Raw genomic sequence first — 24,246 nt, forward strand, 5'->3', positions numbered from 1 at the left:
GCTCGAAATCGAGTCCCTCCGGCATTTGGGGAGCGGGGGTGCAGGGGGCGGAGCCCCCTGCTTTCGGGAAGGGGCGGGGCTGGGGAAACAACCGGCCGGACGCGACGACCTAGCCCCACAGCGCGCCCAGTTGCTCCAGGAACCACCGCTGCGGGGGCAGCGCGGTAGCCGTGGCGCCGCGGCGGCGCCTAGCCCCGCAGCGCCTCCAGTTGGTCCAGGAACCACCGCTGCGGAGGCAGCGCCGTGGCCGCCGCCGCCAGTCGCTTCGTGCGTTCGGCCCGCTCCCCCCGCGGCATGCTCAGGGCCGCGTGCAGGGCCTCGGCCGTGCCCACCACGTCGTACGGGTTCACCACCACCGCCTCGTCGCCCAGCTCCTCGCACGCACCCGCCTCGCGGGACAGGACGAGCGCGCAGCCCTCGTCCGAGACGACCGGCACCTCCTTGGCGACCAGGTTCATGCCGTCCCGGATCGGGTTGACCAGGGCCACATCGGCCAGGCGGTACGCCGCGAGGGAGCGCGCGAAGTCGTCCTTGACGTGCAGCAGGACCGGGGTCCAAGTCGCCGTGCCGTACGCCGTGTTGATCTCCTCGGCGACGCGCGAGACCTCCGCCGTGTACTCCCGGTACACCGCGAGATCCTGCCGCGACGGGTAGGCGAACGCGATGTGCACGACCCGCTCGCGCCACTCGGGGTGCTCGTCGAGGAGCAGCCGGTACGCGTGCAGGCCGCGCACGATGTTCTTGGAGAGTTCGGTGCGGTCGACCCGTACGACCGTCTTGCGGCCCTCGCCGCCGATCTGCTCCCGCAGCGTCGCCATCCGCTCCGCCACGTCGCCCCGGTGCGCCCGCTCCCGCAGGAAGTCCGCGTCCGCGCCGAGCCCGTGCACGCCCACGCGGGTGTCCCCGAGCCCCCCGGCCACCGCCTCGCAGCACGCCGTGAACGCGTCCGCCCAGCGGTGGGTCAGAAAGCCGAGCCGGTCCGCGCCCAGCATGCCGCGGAGCAGCTGCTCGGCGATGTCGTCCGGCAGGATCCGGAAGTAGTCGACCGGCGCCCAGGGGGTGTGCGAGAAGTGACCGATGCGCAGGTCGGCTCGCAGTCCGCGGAGCATCCCTGGGACCAGGGCCAGGTGGTAGTCCTGCACCAGGACCGCCGCCCCGGGCGCCGCCCGCGCGGCGAGCTCCTCCGCGAAGGCCCGGTTGTACGTCTCGTACGCCGCCCACTGTCGCCGGAACTCCGTCCCGAAGACCGGCTCGAGGGGCGTCTGGTACAGCATGTGGTGCACAAACCAGAGCACCGAGTTCGCGATGCCGTTGTACGCGTCCGCGTGCACCGCCGCGTCGATGTCGAGCATCCGCACGCCCGGCTCGGCCACGCCCCGCCGCACCGCCTCCCGGTCGCCCTCGGTCAGCGCCGAGCAGACCCACAGGGAGTCCGCGCCGCTGGAACCAATGGCCGAGAGCCCGGACACCAGGCCGCCACCGCCGCGCTTCGCGTCGAGCGTGCCGTCCTCGCGTACGGCGTACGAGACGGGCCCGCGGTTGGACGCGACGAGAACCTGAGCTCCGTCAGCAGCACCAGGCGAATCATCAGAAGCCATGCGCCCAACCTAGCCCGGGCGGACAGCACCCAAACGCCCCCGAGTACGACTTGGCAGGGTCAAGGCCAGGGTCACGCCACGCGACGGTCCGCATACTCCGCTATCTCGGTCATCGGCGGCCGCTCCTCCGTGTCCACCGCGTGCGTCCGCGGCTCGAAGCCCGCCTCGCCCCGCTCGAACTGGGTCAGGACCGGCCGTACGAGGTGGCCGCGGGCGAGCCGCAGCTGGGCCGTGCGGTAGATCGCCGCCGCCATCCGGCCGAGCGCCCGCCCGTCCTGGTGCCGGTGCTTGCGCACCCCCACGTCGACCTGCGCGAGCGCGTCCAGGCCCACGGTGTGCAGCGCGTCCACGAGCAGCCCGAGCTCCACGCCGTACCCCACCGGGAACGGCAGCCGTTCGAGCAGCGACCGGCGGGCCGCGTACTCGCCGCCCAACGGCTGGACGAAACCGGCCAGTTGGGGCCAGTGGAGGTTGAGCAGCGGCCGCGCGACCAGTTCCGTCACCCTGCCGCCCTGACCGGACGTCCTGCCGGAGGCGGGCGAATCAGACTCAGTACCCAGTGGACGGTCGTACATCGCCTTCACCAGCTGTACCCCGGGCTCGGTCAGGAGCGGCCCCACGATCCCGGAGACGAAGTCGGCCGAGAACTCGCGCAGGTCCGCGTCCACGAAGCACACGATGTCGCCGCTGGTCACCAGGAGTGACCGCCAGAGCACCTCGCCCTTGCCGGGCACCGCGGGGATGCGCGGCAGGATCGCGTCCCGGTGCACCACGCGCGCCCCGGCCGCCGCGGCCACCTCGGACGTACGGTCGGTCGAGCCCGAGTCGATCACCACCAGCTCGTCGACCAGCGGGGCCGCGTCGGACATCAGCTCGCGCCGGATCGTGGCGACGATCTCGCCGACCGTGGCCTCCTCGTCGAGCGCGGGCAGCACTACGCTGACCGTGCTGCCGCTGCGGGCCTTGGCGGCGAGGAGCTGATTGAGCGGCCGGTCGGTCACGGACCAGGAGCGCCTGTTCAGCCAGCGCTCCACCTCTTCGAGCACGTTCCGGTCCCCTCTTGCGTGGCCGTTCTTGCCTGGCCGTGTCCTGTAGGCCGTGGATGTGATCCATCTCGCGGTTCGGACGACTATCTCAACTGTCAGGTGCTTCCGTTACAGTCTTGAACAACGCGGACGGCCGACGCATGTCGGGGTCCGCGTCCACATAAACGTCCGGCACCCGCCGGTCCATACCGCTCATCCAGAGGGGCAGAGGGATACGGCCCGTTGAAGCCCCGGCAACCCTCCAGTCAGTTCTCGCACTGCATGCGCGCGAGGCCCTGGCTAGGGAAGGTGCCAAGTCCGTCTCGCGGCGAGATGCGTCGCGAGGAAGATGAGGAGAAAGGGCCTCGCCTCCATGGCTGTACAGACCGCAGAAGCCACCACCACCCCCGTCGACCTCGGCCCGGCCTCAGGCCTCTCCTGTCGCGAGTGCGGCGAGCGCTTCCCGCTCGGCCCGATCTTCGCCTGCGAGCTGTGTTTCGGCCCCCTTGAGGTGGCGTACGACTTTCAGACCGGTGGGCCCAGTCAAGCAGCAGCGCTCCGTAAGAAGATCGAGAGCGGCCCGGACAACATCTGGCGGTACGCCCCGCTGCTCCCGGTCCCCGCCGACGTGGCGTCCAAGCCGAACCTCAACCCCGGCTGGACCAAGCTCGTCAAGGCCGACAACCTCGCGGCCGAACTCGGCGTCACCGGCGGCCTGTTCATCAAGGACGACTCCGGCAACCCGACGCACTCCTTCAAGGACCGCGTCGTCGCGCAGGCTCTCGAGGCCGCGCGTGCCTTCGGCTTCACCACGCTCTCCTGCTCCTCGACCGGCAACCTCGCCGGTGCCGTCGGCGCCGCCGCCGCCCGTGCCGGCTTCCGCTCCTGCGTGTTCATCCCGCACGACCTGGAGCAGGGCAAGGTCGTCATGGCCGCGGTCTACGGCGGCGAGCTCGTCGGCATCGAGGGCAACTACGACGACGTGAACCGCTTCTGCTCCGAGCTCATCGGCGACCCGCTCGGCGAGGGCTGGGGCTTCGTGAACGTGAACCTGCGGCCGTACTACGGCGAGGGCTCCAAGACCCTGGCGTACGAGATCTGCGAGCAGCTCGGCTGGCAGCTGCCGGACCAGCTGGTGATCCCGATCGCCTCGGGCTCCCAGCTCACGAAGATCGACAAGGGCCTGAAGGAGCTGATCAAGCTCGGGCTCGTCGAGGACAAGCCGTACAAGATCTTCGGCGCCCAGGCGGAGGGCTGCTCTCCGGTGTCGCAGGCGTTCAAGAACGGCCACGACGTCGTACGCCCGCAGAAGCCGGACACCATCGCCAAGTCGCTCGCCATCGGCAACCCGGCCGACGGGCCGTACGTCCTCGACATCGCGCGGCGCACCGGTGGTGCCGTGGAGGACGTCAACGACGAGCAGGTCGTCGACGCGATCAAGCTGCTCGCCCGTACGGAGGGGATCTTCGCGGAGACGGCGGGCGGGGTGACGGTCGGCGTCACGAAGAAGCTGATCGAGACCGGCGTGCTCGACCCGTCGTTGACCACGGTTGTGCTGAACACTGGTGATGGCTTGAAGACGCTGGACGCGGTGGCGCCCACGTCGCAGGCCACTGCCGTGATCAAGCCGTCCCTTGATGCGTTCCGGGCCGCTGGTCTGGATCGCTGACTTTTTACTCCCCAGCCCCGCCCCTTCCCGGCAGTGCCGATATGCGGCTAACGCCGCGTGAGGGGGCTCTGCCCCCAGACCCCCGCTCCTCAAACGCCGGAGGGGCTGATTTCTACCCCGCCGAAAGGTGAACCATGAGCGTCAACGTCCGCATCCCCACCATCCTGCGCACCTACACCGGCGGCCAGTCCGAGGTTCAGGCCGAGGGTGCGACCCTCGCCGAGGTCATCGCGGACCTGGAGAAGAACCACGCCGGTATCGCCGCCCGCGTCCTGGACGACCAGGGCAAGCTGCGCCGCTTCGTGAACGTGTACGTGAACGACGACGACGTCCGCTTCGAGCAGGGCCTGGAGACGGCGACCCCGGACGGTGCCGGCGTCTCCATCATCCCGGCGGTCGCGGGCGGCTGCTGAGCGTCGGGCTCATCGGCCCGCAATACGCAAGGTTCTTGAGAATTGCCCTCTCCGCGCTAAGCGGAGGGGGTAATTCAGCCTCGTGGCGCGCGGTACAGTTGGGCGCGTCCGATTCCCCGTGAGTGTCCCGTGCGTGCTGAGTGTGCCGGGAGCATATGAGAACTCCGAGGAAATCCCGGCCGGAAGCGGCCAATGCATTCCGGCCATTTGCGCCGTATGAGAGCTTTGCCGGGCCCGACTTGCCCTGGCTGGCGGCGACTTCTCCGTATTCTTCCGCTCGGCCGTGCCCAGAATTCTCGTCCGATTGACCTGTTGCAGACGGCAGTTGGACAGATACATTCAGCGGCGGTCGACGCGTTCCGGCGCACACCCCCACCTGTCGGGGGGTGAGGTCTGACCCGGATCCGCGAAGTGCGGGTCTGTGCAAGGGCCAGTAATAGGGGAGTTAGGCATGGCTCAGGGCACCGTCAAGTGGTTCAACGCGGAGAAGGGGTACGGCTTCATCGCGGTCGACGGTGGTGCGGATGTATTCGTCCACTACAGCGCGATTCAGATGGACGGCTACCGCACCCTTGAAGAGGGCCAGCGGGTCGAGTTCGAGATCTCGCAGGGCCAGAAGGGGCCGCAGGCGGACATGGTCCGCGTGACTGCCTGATCGCGCCGACGCGACTGACTGCAGCGACGTGACGAAGGACCCGCATCCCTCCGGGGTGCGGGTCCTTCCGTGCGTACGGGCTCCGGCGCGCCTGCGGCGGTCGTCACCGTACGGACGACGGTCCTCCTTCACCGGAAGCGCCTTGCACTCACCCAGGGAGAGTGCTAATCATTGGCGTTAGCACTCTGCAGGTGAGAGTGACAAAGAAGGACCGGGTCGGTGAGGCCGCCACGCCGGGTGGGGCAAGGAACCACGAGGCAGGCAGGCCGTCCGTCGCGGGCGCCAGCGCGGTCCGGAGCAATCCACCCCAGTCCGGGAGGACCACTTCACATGGCCAAGATCATCGCGTTCGACGAGGAGGCACGGCGCGGCCTCGAGCGCGGCATGAACCAGCTCGCCGACGCCGTCAAGGTGACCCTTGGGCCCAAGGGTCGCAACGTCGTCCTCGAGAAGAAGTGGGGCGCCCCCACGATCACCAACGATGGTGTCTCCATCGCCAAGGAGATCGAGCTCGAGGACCCGTACGAGAAGATCGGCGCCGAGCTGGTCAAGGAGGTCGCCAAGAAGACGGACGACGTCGCCGGTGACGGCACGACGACCGCGACCGTCCTGGCGCAGGCGCTCGTCAAGGAGGGCCTGCGGAACGTCGCCGCGGGTGCCAACCCGATGGCTCTGAAGCGTGGCATCGAGCGGGCCGTCGAGGCGGTCTCCGGCGCCCTGCTGGAGCAGGCGAAGGATGTCGAGACCAAGGAGCAGATCGCTTCCACGGCCTCCATCTCCGCCGCCGACACCCAGATCGGTGAGCTCATCGCCGAGGCGATGGACAAGGTCGGCAAGGAAGGCGTCATCACGGTCGAGGAGGCCCAGACCTTCGGTCTGGAGCTGGAGCTCACCGAGGGCATGCGCTTCGACAAGGGCTACATCTCGGCGTACTTCGCGACCGACATGGAGCGTATGGAGGCCGTCCTCGACGACCCGTACATCCTGATCGCGAACTCGAAGATCGGCTCGGTCAAGGACCTGCTGCCGCTCCTCGAGAAGGTCATGCAGTCCGGCAAGCCGCTGCTGATCATCGCCGAGGACGTCGAGGGCGAGGCCCTGTCGACCCTGGTCGTCAACAAGATCAAGGGCACCTTCAAGTCCGTCGCCGTGAAGGCCCCGGGCTTCGGTGACCGCCGCAAGGCGATGCTGAACGACATCGCCATCCTCACCGGCGGCGAGGTCATCTCCGAGGAGGTCGGCCTCAAGCTCGAGAACGCGACGATCGACCTGCTCGGCCGCGCCCGCAAGGTCGTCATCACCAAGGACGAGACCACCATCGTCGACGGTGCGGGCGACAGCGACCAGGTCAACGGCCGGGTGAACCAGATCCGCGCCGAGATCGAGCAGTCCGACTCGGACTACGACCGCGAGAAGCTCCAGGAGCGCCTCGCGAAGCTGGCCGGCGGCGTGGCCGTCATCAAGGCCGGTGCCGCCACCGAGGTGGAGCTCAAGGAGCGCAAGCACCGCATCGAGGACGCCGTGCGTAACGCCAAGGCGGCCGTCGAGGAGGGCATCGTCGCCGGTGGTGGCGTGGCCCTGCTGCAGGCCTCCTCGGTCTTCGAGAAGCTGGAGCTCGAGGGCGACGAGGCCACCGGTGCCGCCGCCGTCAAGCTGGCCCTCCAGGCCCCGCTCAAGCAGATCGCCGAGAACGCCGGTCTTGAGGGCGGCGTCGTGGTGGAGAAGGTCCGCAACCTCCAGGCCGGTCACGGTCTGAACGCCGCCACCGGTGAGTACGAGGACCTGATCGCCGCGGGCGTCATCGACCCGGCCAAGGTGACCCGTTCCGCGCTGCAGAACGCCGCGTCGATCGCCGCGCTGTTCCTCACCACCGAGGCCGTCATCGCCGACAAGCCGGAGAAGGCCGCCGCGGCCGCTCCGGGCGGCATGCCGGGCGGTGACATGGACTTCTGATCCCCGGATCAGCTGTCCTGAGCGTTTTGCTCTGCAAAGGGGCGGTGTGCTTCCCTCTCGGGAGGCGCACCGCCCCTGTTGCTTGATGAGCTTCTCGCTCATGAGCCTTGTGAGGCGGGCGCCTTCGCCGTGCAGGGGCGTCCGCCTCGGTGCTTGAACTTGCAAGGACGATGTACGTGAACACGCTCGACTCGGTGATCGTGACCATCAACGATCACTTCTGGACCTGGCTCCTGATCCCCCTCGTGGTCGGCGCCGGTCTCTACTTCACCTTCCGCTCGCGGGCCGTGCAGCTGCGTCTCTTCCCCGAGATGCTGCGCGTGGTGCGGGACAAGGCGGCGCCGGGGGCGGTCTCCTCCTTCGGCGCCTTCACCATCTCGGCGGCCGCGCGCGTGGGCACCGGCAATATCGCGGGCGTGGCCACCGCGATCACGCTCGGCGGTGCCGGCGCCGTCTTCTGGATGTGGGCGATGGCGCTGATCGGGGCCGCCTCCGCGTTCGTCGAGTCGGCGCTCGCCCAGCTGTACAAGGTGCGCGGCAAGGACGGCTCGTTCCGCGGCGGTCCCGCGTACTACATGCAGTACGCCCTGAAGCGCCGCTGGCTGGGCGTGGTCTTCGCGGTCGTCATCACGCTGACCTTCGGCTTCGTCTTCAACGCCGTACAGTCCAACACCATCGTCTCGGTGGCCGCGGGCTCGATCGGCCCGGCGGACCCCGGCTCGTTCAAGGCGGTGCTCGGCCTGGCGGTCGCGGGCCTCCTCGCCCTGGTGATCTTCGGTGGCGTACGCCGGATCGCGCAGGTCACCACGTGGCTCGTGCCGGTGATGGCGCTGCTGTACCTGCTGCTCGGACTCGTGGTCGTCGTACTCAACATCGGGGACGTGCCCCGGGTGTTCCTCGACATCGTGGGCGGGGCCTTCGGGGTGCGCGAGGTCGCCGGCGGTGCCCTGGGCGCGGCGATCCAGCAGGGCGTGCGGCGTGGCATGTTCTCGAACGAGGCGGGTCTCGGCTCGGCGCCGAACGCCGGTGCCACGGCGGACGTCAGCCATCCGGCCAAGCAGGGCCTGGTGCAGTCGCTCGGGGTCTTCTTCGACACGCTGCTCATCTGCTCGATGACCGCGTTCGTCATCCTGACCAGCAACCCGGAGCTGAGCGGGGCCCAGCAGGGCGCCGATCTGACCCAGAGCGCGCTCTCCGAGACCCTCGGCGGCTGGGCGGGCCACCTGCTGACCGTGGTGGTCTTCCTGCTCTGCTTCTCCACCCTGATCGGCAACTACTACTACGGCGAGTCCAACATCCGGTTCATGACCCGCAATAAGTGGGTCCTGCCCGGCTACCGGGCCCTCGTCCTGGTCGTGGTCTTCCTCGGCGCCCTCGGCACGGTGAGCGTCATCTGGAACCTCGCCGACGTGTTCATGGGCGTGATGGCACTGGTGAACCTGGCGGCGATCCTGCCGCTCTCGGGGATCGCCTTCCGGCTCGCCGAGGACTTCGTCGCCCAGCGCCGCGAGGGTCTCGACCCGGTCTTCACCCGCGACCGGATGCCGGATCTGCGGGGCGTGCAGTGCTGGGAACCGGCGGCGGAGCGGGAGTCGGCGGAGTCGGCGAAGCTGCTCTGACGGGCTCGGTTCCACATTGTGAGATAGGGCACTTCCGAAAGCTCTGGGCAGGGGCGGTCGTCCCTGCCTAGAGTCCTGGCGTTTGCGGAGTGTTCTCCTCCGCGCCGTCCGGCCCGACCGTCCGCTCCGTACGCGATCCGTACGCGTGTGCAACGAACGGGCCGACTCCCCGACTCACAAGGAACCGGGAAGCACCCCCATGAGCACGTTGGAAACCTGGATCGTCGACCTCAACGACGTCTTCTGGACATATCTGCTGATTCCGCTGGTGGCCGTGGCCGGCGTCTGGTTCACCCTGCGCTCCAAGGGCGTGCAGATCCGTCTGATCCCGGAGATGTTCCGGGTCTTCAAGGACAAGCCGCAGTCCGGCGGCGTCAGCCCCTTCGGCGCCTTCACCATCTCCGCCGCCGCGCGCATCGGCACCGGCAACATCGCCGGTGTGGCCACCGCGATCACCATGGGCGGCCCCGGCGCCGTCTTCTGGATGTGGATGATGGCCCTCATCGGCGGTGCCTCGGCGTTCGTCGAGTCGGTCCTGGCCCAGCTGTACAAGGTGCGCGGGACCGAGCCCGGTACGTACCGCGGTGGCCCGGCCTACTACATGCAGAAGGCGCTCGGGAAGCGCTGGCTCGGGGTGATCTTCGCCGTCCTGATCACGCTGACCTTCGGGTTCGTGCTGACCGCGGTGCAGTCCAACACGATCACGGTGGCCGCGAAGGGCTCCTTCGGCACGGACTCCACCTGGTTCGCGCCCGTCCTCGGTGTGGTGCTCGCCGCGCTCCTCGCGCTCGCTGTGTTCTTCGGCGTGAAGCGCCTGACGGCCGTCACCAAGGTCCTCATCCCCGCGATGGCCTCGCTCTACCTGCTGGTCGGCCTGATCGTCGTGGTCCTCAACCTCGGCAGCGTGCCGGGCATGATCGCCGACATCATCGGCAGCGCCTTCGGCTTCCGTGAGGTCGCGGGTGGCGCCGTGGGTACGGCGATCCTGCAGGGTGTGCGGCGTGGCATGTTCTCCAACGAGGCGGGCATGGGCTCGGCCCCGAACGCCTCCGCCGCCGCGGAGACCACGCACCCGGTGAAGCAGGGCCTGGTCCAGACCCTCGGCGTCTACTTCGACACCCTGGTCATCTGCACCATGACCGCCTTCGTGATCCTCACCGCCAACCCGACGCTCGGCGAGCGCGGCGGCGCGGACGTGACGCAGTCCGCCTTCGCCGGCGCGCTCGGCGACTGGGCCGGGCACCTGCTGACGCTCGTCGTCTTCATGGTCGCGTTCAGCTCCATGATCGGTAACTACTACTACGGCGAGTCCAACATCGAGTTCATCACCCGCCGTAAGAGCGTGATGACCTCGTACCGCGCGGTCGTCGTCGCCTGCGCCGTCCTCGGCGCGATCGGCTCCGTCCCGCTGGTCTGGAGCCTCGCGGACGTCACGATGGGCGCGATGGTCCTGGTCAACATGATCGCGATCATCCCGCTCGGGGCGGTCGCCTTCCGCCTCCTCGACGACTACCTGGCCCAGCGCCGCCAGGGCCTCGACCCGGTCTTCCGGAAGGACCAGGTGCCGGGCCTGCGCGGCGAGGTGGAGTGCTGGGGCACCACGGACGCGGGCGACGCGGCCGCGGGCGTGGCGAAGGAGCAGGCACCGGTCGGCTCGCGCTGACGCTGACGCTGGTGGCGGTCGCGGTCGCGGTCGCGGTCGCGGTCGCGGGCGCGGGCGCGCTCGCGGTCGTACGAGTCGGAGGGCGGCATTCCCTTGGGGGTGCCGCCCTTTGGCGTGGCGTGGCGCGGGGCCGGTGGGAGGGGATGCTGCCTAATCCGTCGCCGTCGCGGCCAGGGCCGCGCGGAGGTGGCCCTGGGAGTCGGTCAGGAGCTTTTCGGCGGTGTCGGCGTCGACCTTCGCCAGGATCATCAGGATCGCGGTCTTCACCTCCCCGTCCGCGGCGGTCAGGGCGGTCTCGATGGTCTCGTCCGGCGCGTCCGTGGCGAGCGCGACGATGCGGCGCGAGCGGGCCCGCAGCTTCTCGTTCGAGGCGCGTACGTCCACCATCAGGTTTCCGTAGGTCTTGCCGAGCCGGATCATCGTGATCGTCGAGAGCATGTTGAGGACCAGCTTCTGGGCCGTGCCCGCCTTCAACCGCGTCGATCCGGTGAGGAGTTCGGGCCCGACGACGACCTCGATGCCGTGCTCGGCCGCGGCCGCGAGCGCGCTGTCCGCGTTGCAGGACAGGCCGACCGTCAGGGCCCCGGCCGCGCGCGCGTGCTCCACCGCGCCGACGGCGTACGGCGTGCGGCCCGAGGCGGAGATGCCCACCACCGTGTCGTCGGCGGTCAGGCCCAGGTCGGTCAGGTCCTCGCGGGCCAGGTCCTTGGAGTCCTCGGCGCCCTCCACCGCGGTGACCATCGCGCTCGGGCCGCCCGCGATCAGGCCGACGACCTCGGACGGGTCGGTGTTGAAGGTCGGCGGGCACTCGCTCGCGTCCAGGACGCCGAGCCGCCCGGCGGTGCCCGCGCCCGCGTAGATCAGGCGGCCGCCGCGGGCCATCCGCTCGGCGGTCGCGTCGATCGCGGCGGCGATCTGCGGCAGCCGGTCCGCGACGGCGGCCGGGACGGTGGCGTCCTCGCCGTTCATCGTGCGGGCGATGTCCAGCGTCGACATGCGGTCGATCTCGGCGAGTTCGGGACGGAACGCCTCGGTGGTCAGCGTGTCCAGCTGGGCGCGCAGTTCGCCGGACTCGGGGGTGGTGGAGGTCATGGCGGTGGCGGCTCTTTCGTGTGCGGTGGAGGGAGGGGTGCGTGCCGGATGCTTACCGCGTACGGGGGCTGTGCCGGTGCGCGAGCGCCTCGTAGGAGGCGGCGAGGGCGGGGGCCGCCGTCTCGTACGTCCGCTGCGCCACGCCCACGAACAGGCAGTCCACGACGAGCAGTTGGGAGGTGCGCGAGGACATCGCGGCCGGGCGCAGCTCGCTCTCACGGGCCGTGGAGGTGGTCAGGATGTGGTCGGCGTACTGCGAGACCGGGCGGTCCGGGCGGCCGGTGATCGCGATGGTGGTGGCGCCGTGCTCGAAGGCGACGCGCAGCGGTTCTATGACGTCCTCGGTGGAGCCGGAGTGCGTGATCGCGACGGCCACGTCCCCGGAGCGCAGCTGTACGGCGTTGGTGACGGCGAGGTGCGGGTCGCCGTGGGCGTGCGCGACGAGGCCGATGCGGAGCAGCTTCTGGGCGAGGTCCTGGCCGACGAGCGAGGAGGCGCCGACCCCGTAGATGTCGGTGCGGCGCGCGGCGGCCAGGGCCGAGACGGCGGCGGCGAGCTGGGTGGTGTCGAGCCCGGCCGCGGTGTCGGCGAGGGTCTGCTGCTCGTCGTACGCGAGCTTGGCGACGACGTCCGCGAGCGGGTCGTCGACGGCGATGTCCGCGGTCACGGCCGGGGCGCGGCCCGACTGCTGCTGCGCGGCGAGCCCGGCGAGCGCGAGCCGCAGGTCCCGGTAGCCCGGGTAGCCGAGCAGGCGGGCGGTGCGGACGACGGTGGCCTCGCTGGTGCCGGTGAGCTCGGCGAGCCCGGTGACGGTCAGGGCGGCACAGCCCGCCGGGTCGCCGGCCACGGCTTCGGCGACGCGCTGCATGGAGCGGGTCATGGACGGCCCGAGGGTGCGCACCTTCGCGGCGAGGGCCGCGGGGGCGGCGGGGGCGTCACCGGTGAAAATTTCCTTCACTTCGTTGCTCACACTTTGAAAGATATTTTTGGCCTGGTGTGCGGTCAAGACGCCGTCGGTCAAGTCACGGCTGTGTTCGGGAGTTCTGCCGGGACTTCTGTCCTGTGGAGATTGGGGCTGCTGTGAGCCGTGGGCCGTCGACCTCGTGCCGGTACGGGGCGCACAATGGGGCCATGAACCCGTCCGACCCCGCCGCCGATCCCACCGGCCCTCTGGAGCAGGCGTTGCACGCCGCCCGTGCGCTCGTCCTCGCTGACCTGGTCGCGCTCGAGGTCGCGCAGGCCGATGTCGTCTCGATGGTCGAGGACGCCGTGGTGCACCGCCGGTGGTGGGTCGCGCAGTGGCCGGAGGGCGCGGAGTTCGTGGCCGGGCTCGTCGCGCAGGACGTACAGGACAAGCTCCTGGAGAAGTACGGGCGGTGGCCGCTGTGCCCCGTGTGCGGTTCGGGTGACCCTCATGCCTTGGACGTAGAGCCCGAGTTGGGTGCGGATCCGCACTGGGTGTGCGGCAAGGCGGGGGTCGTGGTCGCGGCCATCGGGTCGCTCGGATCGGTGGCGCATTGACGATCTATATCGACCCGCCCGCGTGGCCGGGGCACGGCCGGATGTGGTCGCACATGATCAGCGATGTGTCGTACGAGGAACTGCACGCGTTCGCCGCGGGGATCGGGTGCCCGCGGCAGGCGTTCGACGGCGACCACTATGACGTGCCGTCGGCTCGGTACGAGAGCGCGGTGCGGGCGGGGGCGGTGGAGGTGCCGAGTCGGGACATCGTGCGGTTGTTGGTGAAGGCGGGGCTGAGGCGGCCGAAGGGGCGCGAAGCGTAGGGCCCGTCTTACGGATCACGCATCCGTGCCGTCGGCTCGGGCGCCGCTCCTGGGGGCTGCGCCCCCAGCCCCCCCTCGCGCTGAACGCGCTCGTCCTCAAACGCCGGACGGGCTGATTCTTGGAACCCGTGTCGCCTTCTTACCCTCCGTACGTATATGGGGTTCTCGAACCGCCCGGCCGTATGGGCGCTGCCCGCCGCCCTGGCCCTGCTCGCCGGATGCGCCGTGCTGCCTGGGCTTTCCGGGCTGCCCGCCCCGCAGACCGAGGCGACGCCCACGGACGGGCTGCCGTCGGTCGGTGTCCTGGTCGCCGACGGCGAGCACTGGTGCACGGCCACCGTCGTCGACAGCCCTCAGGGCAATGTCATCGCCACGGCCGGGCACTGTGTACGGAACGTCGACGAGGACGGCCAGGTCGAGGACCTCACCGAGGAGGACGACCTCGCCTTCGCCCCCGGCTTCGGCGGCTCCGGCGACGGCCGCACACCGTACGGCCGGTGGCGCGTGAAGGGCGCCTACCTCGACGACCGCTGGCGGGACCAGGCCGACGACCGCGCGGACTACGCGTTTCTGACCCTGGAGCCGGACGACCGGGGCCGCGCCATCCAGGATGTCGTCGGCGCGGCCCGCCCCGACTGGTCCTCCGGCTTCGACCGCGAGGTGACGGTGTACGGCTACCCCGACGCCGAGCACAACCCCGAGAACCGTCAGGTCGCGTGCCGCACGCACACGTCCCGGGACAAGGACGAGCCGTACATGCTGCACATGCGGTGCGGCGGCTTCTGGACGGGCACGAGCGGCAGCCCGTGGCTCACGGAGTTCGGCGGGCCGGGGCGGCCGGGACGGCTGATCGGGGTGCTCAGCGGGGGCGACACGGACGAGGAGTCGACGGCGGTGCTGTTCACCGAGGCGACGAGGAAGGTGTACGAGAAGGCTGTCGCGGCAGGCTAGTGCCGGTGCCGGTGCCGGTGCCGGTGGCGCCCTCGGCCACGACGTGCGCCCCCGCGGACACAGACTCCGTCGCCCTCCCCTGCAACCGCAGCGCCAGGAACGCCGCCCCCAGCGCGGCCAGCGTCATCCCGGCCCCGGCCCAGGCCGGTGACGTAAAGCCGAGCTTCGCGTCGATGACCGTGCCGCCGAGCCAGGGGCCACTGGTGTTGCCGAGGTTGAAGGCGGCCGTGGCGGTGGCACCGGCGAGGGTCGGGGCGGCCCCGGCGACGTTGAACATCCGGGCGTTCAGCGCGGGCGCCGTATAGAAGGCCGAGACGCCGATGAGGAAGGACAGCACAACGGCCACGGCCGCGACCTCGGCGAACAGCCCGAGCACGGCGAGAAAGACGGTAGAAGCGACGATCCCGCTGAACATCACGGCGAACAGCCGCCCGTCGGCGATCCGCCCGCCCACGGTCGTCCCGACGAGCGCGCCGATCCCGAAGAGCATGAGCACGGTGGGCACCCAGCCGGAGTCGAGCCCCGACACATCGGTGAGCAGCGACGCGAGGTAGCTGAACGCGCAGAACACGCCACCGCCCGCGAGCGTGATCACGGCGATCTGCACCCAGACCTGCGGGTCCCGGTAGATGGTCAACTCCCGCCGCAACTGCGGCTTCTCGGCGGGCACGGGGATCCGCGGAATCAGCGTCGCGACCCCGACGAGCGCCAGCGCGGAGGCGGCCCCTACGGCCCAGAATGCCGACCGCCACCCGAGGTGCTCCCCGAGAAACGCCCCGATGGGAACGCCGACCACATTGGCGATGGAAAGCCCGCCGATCATCACGCCCATGGCCCGGGCCCGGGCGTCGCGGTCCACCGTCGCGATGGCCACGGAGGCGCCGACGGCCCAGAACCCGGCGCAGGCGAGCGCACTGATCACACGCGAGGCGAACAGAATCTCGTACGTCGGCGCGAGCGCCCCCGCGACCTGCCCGAGCCCGAAGACGCTGATGAGCGAGATGAGCGTGGTCCGCCGTGGCAGCCGCAGCGTGGCGGCGGCAAGCACGGGCGCGCCCACGACCATGCCGATCGCGAAGGCGGAGATCAGCAGCCCGGCCCGCGGAATGGACACATCCATGTCGTCGGCGATCGCCGGAAGCAACCCGGAGAGCATGAACTCGCTGGTCCCGAGCGCGAAGACGGCGAGACCGAGGGTGTATACGGCGACGGGCATACGGCCGGGTCGGCCGGGTCGGTTGGAGCGGTTGGAACGGTTGGGTCGGGCGGAACCGGAGGCGCTTTCGGTTTCGGGCATGTCAGGTGCGAACCGTGCGGGTGCCCCTTTCATTCCCGCTCATTCCCGCCGTGACGGTTGTCTCAATCGCAGAGCGACTCCAACTCGGCGGCGAGATTGCGCCGCGCCCGCGCCTCCCACTCGGCGGCCCCGTACGGCGTACGGAACAGCCGAGGCAGCGCGAGCAACTGCCGCAGCACATCGGCCCGCCCCGCGCGGAAGGCGTCGTCGGGCACGAACCCGTATTCCTCACGGACGGCGGCGGCGTACGCGGCGTACGCCTCGGGCTCGGCGGCAAGGATGGCGAGGTCGGCGTCACACAGGGCTTCACCGTTCCGGTCGCCCTCGGCCGGGTCGTGCGTGACGGTCAGCCGCACGAGCCGCGCGACCTCGGCGGTCTGCTCCTGGCTCAACCCGGCCTCGGGCAGGGCCCGTTCGGCGAGCCGGGCCGACCGCTCCTCGTTCTCGGACCGCTCGGGAAGGTAGACGGCGTCGTGGAACCAGGCGGCCAGGCGTACGAGCTCGGGGTCATCGGCGTGCTCACCGAGTGCGCCGTCTAGATGCCGGAGCACGGCCGCGAGGTGGTCGAGCGTGTGATAGCGGCGCTGCGGCTCGGCCCATCGGGTGAGGAGGTTGTCGGCGTACGGGCCGGGGTCGGGCTTGTCGTCGCCACCGCGCGCGGCGAGCAGGGTGTCGGCCCAGCGGCGGCGGAGGTCGGCGTCGCGGTCTCGGTTGTCGGCGGTCACGTCGGCGGTCATGGGGTGAGCCTATTGACCGCGCGGTGCCCCTCAGGAGTAGCGAGGAAATGTGGAGGTGTCGACGGTCCACGCGCCCACCTGGACCGTGTCTCCGAATTTGGCCTTGCGTGGTGTGTCCCGGTAGCGGGGCTCGCCGCTTGCCGCATCGGGGGCGGAGTGGACGGTGATCGTGCCGTCCCTCGGGTCGATGATGACGTAGAGGGGGACACCCATGCGTGGGTAGTCGCGGAGCTTGGCGATGTGGTCGTTTCCCGGATTTGAAGGAGACACCACCTCGAAGGCCACGGAGACATCCGGAGCGAATGCCGCGAAGTCCTCGGTCTGCCGGCTGCGGGCCTCCCGTGTCATGACGACCAAGTCGGAGGTGCGGCACAGTCCGAGCCCGGGGTGGTGGACGCGGCACTCCCCGCTGGCAACCGCGTCACCGTCCTGGGACCGGATCTGGAAGACGAGTTCCGCCACGATCTCTCCATGCGGGAGGGAGGGGCACATCATGTGGACGGTGATCTCCTGGTTCGCGATGTCTGCCCGTACGTGCTGGCCACGCCGGTCCATCTCGCCCTCGATGGCCTCGACGGCTTCCTGGAGCTGCTGATACGTGATGATCGGCCCGTCCGATTCAACCGGATGTGCGCTCATGCTGTCTCCCTCTCCGGCGTTTCTGGTATCGACGGTACCTAACGCCGCACCGGAGTATGCGCTCATGCGGGTGGAGGTCAAGACGGCCGCTTGAACGTGAGGGTCAGACCCCGCGTTCCCTGCATCTGGCCCGTGCCGATGAGCTGGATGCCGCCGGTTGCCGTGACCTGGACGGAGAGGGTCGCCTCCGCGAGGGGGAGGGTGCCCTCGCGGGCTGCGGCGTCGGCGAAGAGTTGCTGGAGCGCGTCGACCGTCTCGGTGAGGTTCTTGCGGAGGGGGCCCAGGGGGACCTGGCGGAGGACCGGGGTGGTGTCGTCGTCCTCGTCGCGGCGGCCGAACAGGCCCTTGGTGTCGGTGTCTTCGCCCTCTTCGCCCTCTTCGGGCTCGTCCGTGACCCAGAAGGCGAGGGTCGGCTCGGCCGGGGCCTTGTCAGCGGCGGTCTGGTCCAGTTCGTCCATAGGGTGATTATGCGTCGTTGAACCAGTTCTCCGCCTCGTGCTTGAAGCCCAACTCGGTTGCTGCTTCGGCCACTTCGCGGAAGGTCCGGCCGGTGGCCAGGGCGGCGGATGCCAGTTCCGCGAGACGGAGGGGGGTGCCCGGAGGTACGTCGGGTGCGCCGGGGTGCACGCCGGGTGCCTCGTCCCGGGTTGTCGGCGAGAGGTGGCGCGCGAGGAGTTCGTCGTGGGCCGGGTCGGTGGCCTCGGGGATCCTGACGCCCGCTTCCCTGAGGCCCGCCCTGAGCCGTGACTCGGGAACGTCGGCCAGTGTGGCTGCCACGCGGAGGCAGGTGGGGGTCACGATGGCCTCGGTGTGGCGGTGGTCGGGTGCGCCGGGCGCCATGAACCGGTTGAGCCCTGGAAACGCGGCCCCCGGGGCATCGGACACCGAGAAGCCGAGTTCGGCGAGCGCCGACCGTGCGTCCGTGACGGTAAGGTCCGTGAAGGCACGGTGGAGGAGGCGTTCGACCTCGCTTGCCGCGATGGTGCGGGACCACGTAGAGGTGAGCCCCGCCCTGTTCACCGTTCTGTGTGCGGCCGGGACTGCGGCTGGTGCGTCGTCGGGCACGGTGAAACCGAGCAGGGCCAGGCGCCGTGCGAGTTCGCGCGGGGTTGCTCCCAAAACGTCGGCCGCGCAGATGAGTTGACTGCGCGTGATGCGGCTCGCATCCGACGGGGACGCGGGCAGGGCGTCGGGGTGTGCCATCAGGGCGACCGAGACGTGGTGCCGGGAGTCGTTGAACTCCGGCCAGTTCGGGAGCTGTTCTTCGAGCGAGTCGGGCAGGACGTAACCCAGTTCGGCCAGGCGCACCGAGGTCTTGTCGGGCCTTTCGAGGCCGAGCAGATGGGCCAGGTGCACCACGCCGCCGGGTGGCAGCCATTCGGCGTGGACGTTCCAGGTATCGGGCCGCTCCACCCGCAGGAGAGGCAGGTCGCCGGGAGCGGCCTGGGCGAGCGCGCCGAGCGGGGCGATGCGGTAGCCGAGGTCGCGAAGCCTGTCGGTGACCTCGCTCACGGGCAGACGCAGGGCGTACGCCGTCGCGAGGACCTCTTCGGCCTGCAAAGGCTCGTCTCCCTGCCGCCAGGGGATCAGGTCCCGCACGGCGTTGAGTTCGAACGACAGATCATCGTCGTCATCCAGCGGCGGGAGAATCCCGGGGTCCCAGTCCTTATCGATAGGGCCGAAGTCGACCCGGGTCCTTTCGTAGCGACCCGACGCATATTGGAATGCCGCACGCCAGGACTTCACGGTGAGGCGCGCGTTCACGACGAAGAGGCGGAGATCCACGGGGGTTCCGGTGGGTGGCATCCCGGTGGGGAGTCCGAGGAGCGCGCGCAGCCGCCAGCGGACCAGCGGTTCGGGCAGCGTGAGGAGCAGCAAGGCCGTGGCCTTGTTGTCGTACTCCTGCGCGGAGTGGATGCCCGTCACGACGGGCAACAGCTCCAGGTCCAGCGGGAAGAGTCCCGTCCGGCTCGCGTGGAGCGTGCCGTTCCCGGTGTCCCAGGAAAGGCGCAGCTCCATGGCGCGGGCGAGAACCTCATCGGCGAGGATCGTGTCGTCCTCGTACAGGTCCAGAAGCCATGTGTGGGTGAGGAGATCAGGGCGGCCCATCAGGTCGTCGACAGCCGCCATGCACTTCGCGCGGACGGCATCCTGGTCGTATTCGATGATCCGCTGCCGGTCGACGGACAGGCGGGCCTCGCCGCCGTGCAGGTTGACCACCCGGCCGGTCGGCCGGTCGCGCAGCACGTTGTGGCTGTTCGCTCCCACGATGCCGTCCACCAGGAGTTGGCCGCCGTACGGCACCCACCACACGTCGTTTCCGCGAGACGGCTGTGGCGGAACGGTCCGGTCCGCCGCTAGCACGCCGGGCTCCCAGACCCGCTCCTCCCCACCGCCACGCGCGATCACCCGGTACGGAGCAACCATGAGCCGCCTGCGCAGGACCTCGTCCGGCGACGGCACATCCCGGCCGGGAGCCGCGTACAGCCGGACCCTCGTCCCCGACTCGGTGCCCTGCCCCAGATCCTCCACGCGGAACAGGTTCCCGGGACCGGCGATCGTCACCTTCAGGAGCGGGCCGGGCCGACCGTCGCGGCCCAGGCGGCACGTCCACACCGTGATCTCGTCCGCGATCATGAAGTAACTCAGTACACCGATGCCGAAGCGGCTCACGGGGTCCAGCGTCACCGGCGGGTCGAGCGAGGCCCACAGCCCGCCCTCCTCGATGTACTCCGGCAGATCCACGAAGCGGGCGCCACCCCGGGAGAACGCACCGGTCAGTTCCGTGACGCCCATGCCGACGCCGTTGTCCGCACACTCCAGGTAGGCGCGGCCCGAGTCGTCCACGCCCTCCGTGAAGGTGATCTCGCCCTCCCAGGCGGCGGTCCGGTGGCCCGTGCGGTGCAGGTATTCGGTGCGGGCCGCGCGGTACCGGCAGGCGTCGAGCGCGTTCTGGTACAGCTCCCTGATGGCCAGACCCCGCTCGCCGTAGAGCTGCTCGCCCATCAGGAGTTCCTGGATCCGCTCCTCGTCCAGGCGGAAGCGGATGCCCGCGGAGAGGTTCGCGGGTGCCGCCGAGGTGAGGCGTACGTCCCGGGCGTCGGCGTACGCGGGAAGGGGGCTCAGCGGGGCCAGCGGGCCGTCGGTCGAGGCGAGGTGGTTGAGTTCCCGCAGCAGGGCGTCCACGTCCTCCGCGTGCTCCTTCAGCGCGGCGAGCACCGCAGGGTGCTCGCACTCGGCCCGCAGGGAGCGGCCGACGCCGGACGGGTGCCACTGGGACTTGCGCACCGTGGCGAACAGGGCGTCGAGGTCCACGCTGTCGGAGATGCCCAGGTGCTCCACCAGGACCTCCGGCAGGTCGGCCGGGTCGATCGCCAGCGCGTGCGCGGCCTTGAGCAGGGCCGAGACCAGGCGTTCCCGCACCGTGTGTTCGTCGGCCGTGCTCGGTGCGACCTCGCGCCGGTCCTCCAGGGCCGTGATGCGGGCCGTGCCCGGGGCGGAGACCGGGGCAACGCGCTGCTCCTTGAGGTAGCGCAGCAGACGGTGCTCGGCCAGCTCGGACCGCGTCCAGTCGCTGTCGCTCGGCACGTCCTCGTCGGAGGCCACCGTCGCCGCGAAAACTGCCGGGTCCTGGATCAGCCACCGGTGGTAGGCCCACCAGCGGATCTGGCGCAGCGCCTCGGACTGCCACGGCAGGGTGCGGATGCGGCGCTTGAGCCGCGGGAATTGCCCCAGGAATTCGTCGAGTTCGGCTTCCGGGGGCTGTCGCTCGGCCGCCTGCCGCGCCCAGTGCGCCTGCGCCGCGAAGGGCAGCAGTACGAGGTGTGCCGCCTCCGTCGGCGACAGGACCGTGCCCGGCGCCAGGCGGCGGAGCAGAAAACCCAGACGGTCCGTCGTACGGTGCGCCAACTCGGCGTCGTGCCACGGGTCTTCGGACATGACGTCAGACAACTGGTCGCAGGTCCGCGCGTACCGGCTCACCAGCGCCCCGCACACTTGCCGCACCTGCTCGACCGTCGCGCTCAGCTCCGGGGCGGTGAACTGCCAGGCCGGGTGGGACGCGGCGGCCTCGACCCAGGTGCGCTCGGTGTCGCTCGTCCTGTCGCCCGACCGGCCGTCCGGCGGCAGCAGCGTGAACTCGTCCTCTGGCGTCTCGGTCAGGGCGCGGATGCGCTGGGGGCGGCCGGGTTTGGCGTGTTCGGTGTGGAGGGTGTCGATCCGTTCCTGTGCGGCGGTACGGAATGTCCCGAGGGTTCCGGTTCCGGTTGCCGTCCGGTCCTGCAGCAGGTCCGTCACCGCCTCCGAAAAGAGGCTGAAGCTTGCGTCCTCGGTGCGTACGAAGCGCGCGTACTCGCCCGGTGAACAGGCGTAGACATACGCCACCTTGCGGTCGCGGGCCAGTTCGGTCTTCCGCCTCGACCAGCCCGACGTGGACTTCGTGTCGCGCTCGATGCCTTCGCGGCACGCGTCGATCAGGAAGACGACCTGCTCGGCGCGGCTCTCCTCGATTTCATCCCGCCAGTCGATCTCGATGCAGCCCTTGGCAAAGGTGAGGAGTTCGGTACGGATGTCCTCGGGGACGAGGTAGTCCTTGCCCCGGTGGTGCACCCCGTGTCCGCTCAGCACGATGAGCAGCCGGTCCCCGCGCTCGGCCTCGCCGAGGAACTGGGTGACCTCACCGTTCACTTCGTTCGGCGTGACCAGGGGGAGCTGTGCCACGGCAGCCTGATGGAAGCCTCGTGCCACCAGGGCGGCGCTCATCCGCTCCAGATCGTCCGGGATGAACGGCAGGGGTGTGATCCCCGGCGCCCCGTAGTTTGCGGCCCCGATCAGCAGGGCCTTGTATTTCGGCTCCCCCATGCCTTGCTGCTGCGGTCAGGCGGAGGCAGAGGCGGCGTGCGTCGCGAAGGCGCTCCAGGCGTCCGGCGTGACCGTGAGCATCGGGCCGTCGGGGTTCTTGGAGTCGCGGATGTGGATGGCGGTGGGGTGGGCGGCGATTTCGACGCAGTCGCCGCCCTCGCTGCTGCTGTAGCTGGACTTCCGCCAGTCGTAGGCGACTTCGAGGCAGTCGCCGCCCTCGTCGCTGCTGTAGCTCGACTTGAACCAGTGAAGTGCCGCGGTGGTCATTTCTCTCCCAGCAAGTGGTCCAGCACGCCCTTGGTCTTCTTGGGGGTCAGGGCCTGTGACCGCAGCATCGCATACCTGCGTGCCAGGATGGACACCTCGTCCGGATCAGAGACCCACTGACTGCCGCGCGGCGTCTCCATGTATGCGAGGTGCTGGTGTTCGGGGGTTTCCAGGAGGGTGAAGGGACCTGCGTCGCCCGCGTTCTCCTCGGCGTCCAGGGGCAGGATCTGCAGGGTCAGGCCGGGCAGGTCCGCCATGGTGCGCAGGTACCTCAACTGATCTTTGCGTACAAGGGGATCGGCGAAGGCCATACGCAGTGCGGGCTCCCAGATAATGAAGCTCCCCGTGGGAGGCTCCTTGCGCTGGAAGATGCCCTGGCGTTCGATGCGAGCGGCCACCTTCGTCTCGATCTCGTCCTCGTCGTACGCGGGTACGCGCTGTTGCAGCAGGGCGCGGGCGTACTCCGAGGTCTGGAGTAGCCCCGGGATGGCCAGGGCGTCGTACTTGCACAGGGCGATGGCTTTCTGCTCCTGGTCGATGTACTTCTCGGCCCACAACGGGAACTGGTCTATCTCCGGCATGTTCTCCACCGCGACCGTCAACGCCCCCTTGGTGTCGAGGAGTTGGTCGATCGTCTCGGCCAGATCCGGCATCAGCGGGCGCCTGCCCTGCTCGATCGCCGCGATCGTGGACTCGGCGATCACCAGGCGTTCGGCCAGTTCCACCTGAGTGAGGCCCGCGAACTGGCGGAACAGGGCGAGGAGCCTGCCCACCATTTTCATCGCCGAAGGGTTCCTGCGCGCGCGGTTCCTGGGGCTCATAACACCCAATGTCCCCCGCCCCTTTCCTCTTTCACCCCGACTCAACCCCGACAAGTAATCTGTCGGGGTCGACCCACTGCACCACGGTAACCACGCTGCGTGACGCTCGTCCCATGAACGAGGAACTCCAACTCCCCACTCTCCGCGATAAGTTCTATCGGCGTGAGCGCCGGTGCGTCCCCGCCGCCCGGGCCTTCGTCCAGGACGCCCTCTCCGAGTGGGACTTCTCCTCCGCCGCCCGCTGTGCCGACGTACTTCTGTGCGTGAGCGAGCTCGCGACCAATGCCCTGCTGCACGGCGTCCCGCCCGGCCGCGGGTTTCTGGTGAGACTGGCGTACGACGGTGACGTACTCCGCGTGGAAGTGCACGACAGCGGCGACGGCGTGCCCCGTATCCCTGAACTCCAGGAAGACGAACGCGAGGGCGGACACGGCCTGTTGCTCGTGTCCGCCCTCGCCGACAAGTGGGGCGTCGGGGCCCGGGCCCCCGGCAAAACCGCCTGGTGCGAGTTCACGCTGCCTTGAAGCGGCGTGGCCTGGTTCAGTACCGGGGGAACTTGGCGGTGTCGATCGTCCACGCGCCCATCTGGACGGTGTCCCCAAACTTGTACTTGCGCGAGGTGTCCCGGTACCGGGGTTCGCCGGCGGCGGTGTCGGGGTCGGAGTAGACGGTGACCGTGCCGTCTCTCGGGTCGATGATCACGTAGATCGGGACGCCCATGCGGGGATACTCGCGGAGCTTGGCGAGGTAGTCGTTGCCCGGGTTCGAGCGGGAGACCACTTCGATGGCGACGGAGACATCGGGGCCGAACGTCGCGAAGTCGTCGTCATCCTGCTCTTCGAAGACCTCTTGGGTCATGAGGAGAAGATCGGCGGTTCGGCAGAGCCCGAGCTCAGGGTGGTGGACGCGGCCTTCGGCGGCGCCGACGATCGACTCGTCCTGGATCCCGATCTGTTTGCTGATGCTGTAGACGATGTGCCCATGCTTGGTGGAGGGGGACATCATGTGGACGGTGATCTCCTCGTTCGCGATGTCTGCCCGCACGCGCTGGCCCTGGTTGTCCGCCGCTGCCTCGATGGTCTCGGCGAGGTTCTGGAGCTGCTCATACGTGACCGACGACCTCGGCCGCTCGACCGGCTGCGCGCTCATGGTGTCTCTCCCTCCGGTACCCGTCCTGCTCTTGACGGTACGCGGTTACGCGGC

The 24,246-nt window shown here is 69.7% G+C and carries 22 protein-coding genes and 1 riboswitch; of the genes, 10 read left to right on the forward strand and 12 right to left on the reverse strand.

The features are described 5' to 3' along the window. Positions 1-188: 188 nt before the first annotated feature. Together ACWD10_RS01855 and ACWD10_RS01860 are read right to left on the reverse strand one after the other, a co-directional pair. The gene (locus ACWD10_RS01855) at positions 189-1,598 is read right to left on the reverse strand and encodes an alpha,alpha-trehalose-phosphate synthase (UDP-forming) (RefSeq protein ID WP_451085904.1); all 1,410 of its coding nucleotides are present in this window, start codon (positions 1,596-1,598) and stop codon (positions 189-191) included. A gap of 71 nt (positions 1,599-1,669) precedes the next feature. Further along, the gene (locus ACWD10_RS01860) at positions 1,670-2,644 is read right to left on the reverse strand and encodes a glucosyl-3-phosphoglycerate synthase (protein WP_451085906.1); all 975 of its coding nucleotides are present in this window, start codon (positions 2,642-2,644) and stop codon (positions 1,670-1,672) included. Positions 2,645-2,833: 189 nt separating this feature from the next. After that, positions 2,834-2,979, forward strand: a riboswitch (SAM riboswitch). Between ACWD10_RS01860 and thrC the strand changes: the two genes are divergently transcribed. From thrC to ACWD10_RS01890, 6 genes are all read left to right on the forward strand, one after another. After that, a complete protein-coding gene (gene thrC / locus ACWD10_RS01865) occupies positions 2,973-4,292 on the forward strand; it encodes a threonine synthase (protein WP_451085908.1) in 1,320 nt (439 codons plus the stop codon). Its footprint overlaps the riboswitch before it by 7 nt. Before the next feature lie 134 nt (positions 4,293-4,426). Continuing rightward, positions 4,427-4,705, forward strand: a complete 279-nt coding sequence (locus ACWD10_RS01870) for a MoaD/ThiS family protein (RefSeq protein WP_451085910.1) — start codon at positions 4,427-4,429, stop codon at positions 4,703-4,705. 451 nt (positions 4,706-5,156) lie between these two features. Continuing rightward, positions 5,157-5,360, forward strand: a complete 204-nt coding sequence (locus ACWD10_RS01875) for a cold-shock protein (protein WP_004986573.1) — start codon at positions 5,157-5,159, stop codon at positions 5,358-5,360. A gap of 330 nt (positions 5,361-5,690) precedes the next feature. Next, positions 5,691-7,313, forward strand: a complete 1,623-nt coding sequence (gene groL / locus ACWD10_RS01880; RefSeq protein WP_451085912.1) for a chaperonin GroEL — start codon at positions 5,691-5,693, stop codon at positions 7,311-7,313. Positions 7,314-7,489: 176 nt separating this feature from the next. Continuing rightward, a complete protein-coding gene (locus ACWD10_RS01885) occupies positions 7,490-8,932 on the forward strand; it encodes an alanine/glycine:cation symporter family protein (protein WP_451085914.1) in 1,443 nt (480 codons plus the stop codon). A gap of 199 nt (positions 8,933-9,131) precedes the next feature. Beyond that, positions 9,132-10,595 (forward strand): alanine/glycine:cation symporter family protein, encoded by a 1,464-nt coding sequence (locus ACWD10_RS01890; protein WP_451085916.1) that lies wholly within the window; start codon positions 9,132-9,134, stop codon positions 10,593-10,595. A gap of 150 nt (positions 10,596-10,745) precedes the next feature. Here the strand turns inward: ACWD10_RS01890 and murQ are convergent, their stop codons facing one another. Together murQ and ACWD10_RS01900 are read right to left on the reverse strand one after the other, a co-directional pair. Continuing rightward, positions 10,746-11,687 (reverse strand): N-acetylmuramic acid 6-phosphate etherase, encoded by a 942-nt coding sequence (gene murQ / locus ACWD10_RS01895; protein WP_451085917.1) that lies wholly within the window; start codon positions 11,685-11,687, stop codon positions 10,746-10,748. A gap of 52 nt (positions 11,688-11,739) precedes the next feature. Beyond that, positions 11,740-12,657, reverse strand: coding sequence for a MurR/RpiR family transcriptional regulator (locus tag ACWD10_RS01900; protein ID WP_451085919.1), 918 nt, complete (start codon positions 12,655-12,657; stop codon positions 11,740-11,742). A gap of 161 nt (positions 12,658-12,818) precedes the next feature. Here ACWD10_RS01900 and ACWD10_RS01905 point away from each other — a divergent pair, with 161 nt between their 5' ends. The 3 genes from ACWD10_RS01905 to ACWD10_RS01915 all read left to right on the forward strand — a co-directional run bounded on the left by ACWD10_RS01905 (position 12,819) and on the right by ACWD10_RS01915 (position 14,422). Beyond that, on the forward strand, positions 12,819-13,208 hold the full coding sequence (locus ACWD10_RS01905) for a hypothetical protein (protein WP_451085921.1): 390 nt from the start codon (positions 12,819-12,821) through the stop codon (positions 13,206-13,208). After that, positions 13,205-13,471 (forward strand): DUF4031 domain-containing protein, encoded by a 267-nt coding sequence (locus ACWD10_RS01910; RefSeq protein ID WP_451085923.1) that lies wholly within the window; start codon positions 13,205-13,207, stop codon positions 13,469-13,471. Before ACWD10_RS01905 ends, ACWD10_RS01910 begins: the two co-directional genes overlap by 4 nt. Before the next feature lie 156 nt (positions 13,472-13,627). Then, entirely contained in the window at positions 13,628-14,422 is a 795-nt protein-coding gene (locus tag ACWD10_RS01915; protein ID WP_451085925.1) for a trypsin-like serine peptidase, read from the forward strand. Here ACWD10_RS01915 and ACWD10_RS01920 read toward each other — a convergent pair. The 7 genes from ACWD10_RS01920 to ACWD10_RS01950 all read right to left on the reverse strand — a co-directional run bounded on the left by ACWD10_RS01920 (position 14,373) and on the right by ACWD10_RS01950 (position 23,043). After that, positions 14,373-15,638, reverse strand: coding sequence for a Cmx/CmrA family chloramphenicol efflux MFS transporter (locus ACWD10_RS01920; RefSeq protein ID WP_451085927.1), 1,266 nt, complete (start codon positions 15,636-15,638; stop codon positions 14,373-14,375). The two genes, ACWD10_RS01915 and ACWD10_RS01920, sit on opposite strands and share 50 nt — an antisense overlap. Positions 15,639-15,781: 143 nt before the next feature. Further along, entirely contained in the window at positions 15,782-16,456 is a 675-nt protein-coding gene (locus ACWD10_RS01925) for an HD domain-containing protein (protein WP_451085929.1), read from the reverse strand. Positions 16,457-16,486: 30 nt separating this feature from the next. Further along, positions 16,487-17,095: a Uma2 family endonuclease gene (locus tag ACWD10_RS01930; RefSeq protein WP_451085931.1), complete on the reverse strand. Its 609-nt coding sequence runs from the start codon at positions 17,093-17,095 to the stop codon at positions 16,487-16,489. A gap of 77 nt (positions 17,096-17,172) precedes the next feature. After that, complete coding sequence (locus tag ACWD10_RS01935) at positions 17,173-17,553, reverse strand: Pepco domain-containing protein (RefSeq protein WP_451085933.1); 381 nt, start codon at positions 17,551-17,553, stop codon at positions 17,173-17,175. Positions 17,554-17,560: 7 nt separating this feature from the next. Beyond that, complete coding sequence (locus tag ACWD10_RS01940) at positions 17,561-21,955, reverse strand: HD domain-containing protein (protein WP_451085935.1); 4,395 nt, start codon at positions 21,953-21,955, stop codon at positions 17,561-17,563. A 15-nt stretch (positions 21,956-21,970) separates the two neighbouring features. Further along, entirely contained in the window at positions 21,971-22,222 is a 252-nt protein-coding gene (locus tag ACWD10_RS01945) for a DUF397 domain-containing protein (RefSeq protein WP_451085937.1), read from the reverse strand. Continuing rightward, entirely contained in the window at positions 22,219-23,043 is an 825-nt protein-coding gene (locus ACWD10_RS01950) for a helix-turn-helix domain-containing protein (RefSeq protein WP_451085939.1), read from the reverse strand. Before ACWD10_RS01950 ends, ACWD10_RS01945 begins: the two co-directional genes overlap by 4 nt. A 113-nt stretch (positions 23,044-23,156) precedes the next feature. Between ACWD10_RS01950 and ACWD10_RS01955 the strand changes: the two genes are divergently transcribed. Continuing rightward, entirely contained in the window at positions 23,157-23,567 is a 411-nt protein-coding gene (locus tag ACWD10_RS01955) for an ATP-binding protein (RefSeq protein WP_451085941.1), read from the forward strand. Between the two features lie 16 nt (positions 23,568-23,583). Here the strand turns inward: ACWD10_RS01955 and ACWD10_RS01960 are convergent, their stop codons facing one another. After that, the gene (locus tag ACWD10_RS01960; protein WP_451085943.1) at positions 23,584-24,192 is read right to left on the reverse strand and encodes a Uma2 family endonuclease; all 609 of its coding nucleotides are present in this window, start codon (positions 24,190-24,192) and stop codon (positions 23,584-23,586) included. Between the last annotated feature and the right edge of the window lie 54 nt (positions 24,193-24,246).

The organism is Streptomyces sp. NPDC002851, assembly GCF_053591935.1.

Coding starts and splice junctions, on each gene's coding strand:
- ACWD10_RS01855 (WP_451085904.1), bottom strand. CDS start 1,598: ATGGCTTCTGATGATTCGCCTGGTGCTGCTGACGGAGCTCAGGTTCTC.
- thrC (WP_451085908.1), top strand. CDS start 2,973: ATGAGGAGAAAGGGCCTCGCCTCCATGGCTGTACAGACCGCAGAAGCC.
- ACWD10_RS01870 (WP_451085910.1), top strand. CDS start 4,427: ATGAGCGTCAACGTCCGCATCCCCACCATCCTGCGCACCTACACCGGC.
- ACWD10_RS01875 (WP_004986573.1), top strand. CDS start 5,157: ATGGCTCAGGGCACCGTCAAGTGGTTCAACGCGGAGAAGGGGTACGGC.
- groL (WP_451085912.1), top strand. CDS start 5,691: ATGGCCAAGATCATCGCGTTCGACGAGGAGGCACGGCGCGGCCTCGAG.
- ACWD10_RS01890 (WP_451085916.1), top strand. CDS start 9,132: ATGAGCACGTTGGAAACCTGGATCGTCGACCTCAACGACGTCTTCTGG.
- murQ (WP_451085917.1), bottom strand. CDS start 11,687: ATGACCTCCACCACCCCCGAGTCCGGCGAACTGCGCGCCCAGCTGGAC.
- ACWD10_RS01905 (WP_451085921.1), top strand. CDS start 12,819: ATGAACCCGTCCGACCCCGCCGCCGATCCCACCGGCCCTCTGGAGCAG.
- ACWD10_RS01915 (WP_451085925.1), top strand. CDS start 13,628: ATGGGGTTCTCGAACCGCCCGGCCGTATGGGCGCTGCCCGCCGCCCTG.
- ACWD10_RS01920 (WP_451085927.1), bottom strand. CDS start 15,638: ATGCCCGTCGCCGTATACACCCTCGGTCTCGCCGTCTTCGCGCTCGGG.
- ACWD10_RS01925 (WP_451085929.1), bottom strand. CDS start 16,456: ATGACCGCCGACGTGACCGCCGACAACCGAGACCGCGACGCCGACCTC.
- ACWD10_RS01930 (WP_451085931.1), bottom strand. CDS start 17,095: ATGAGCGCACATCCGGTTGAATCGGACGGGCCGATCATCACGTATCAG.
- ACWD10_RS01935 (WP_451085933.1), bottom strand. CDS start 17,553: ATGGACGAACTGGACCAGACCGCCGCTGACAAGGCCCCGGCCGAGCCG.
- ACWD10_RS01940 (WP_451085935.1), bottom strand. CDS start 21,955: ATGGGGGAGCCGAAATACAAGGCCCTGCTGATCGGGGCCGCAAACTAC.
- ACWD10_RS01945 (WP_451085937.1), bottom strand. CDS start 22,222: ATGACCACCGCGGCACTTCACTGGTTCAAGTCGAGCTACAGCAGCGAC.
- ACWD10_RS01950 (WP_451085939.1), bottom strand. CDS start 23,043: ATGAGCCCCAGGAACCGCGCGCGCAGGAACCCTTCGGCGATGAAAATG.
- ACWD10_RS01955 (WP_451085941.1), top strand. CDS start 23,157: ATGAACGAGGAACTCCAACTCCCCACTCTCCGCGATAAGTTCTATCGG.
- ACWD10_RS01960 (WP_451085943.1), bottom strand. CDS start 24,192: ATGAGCGCGCAGCCGGTCGAGCGGCCGAGGTCGTCGGTCACGTATGAG.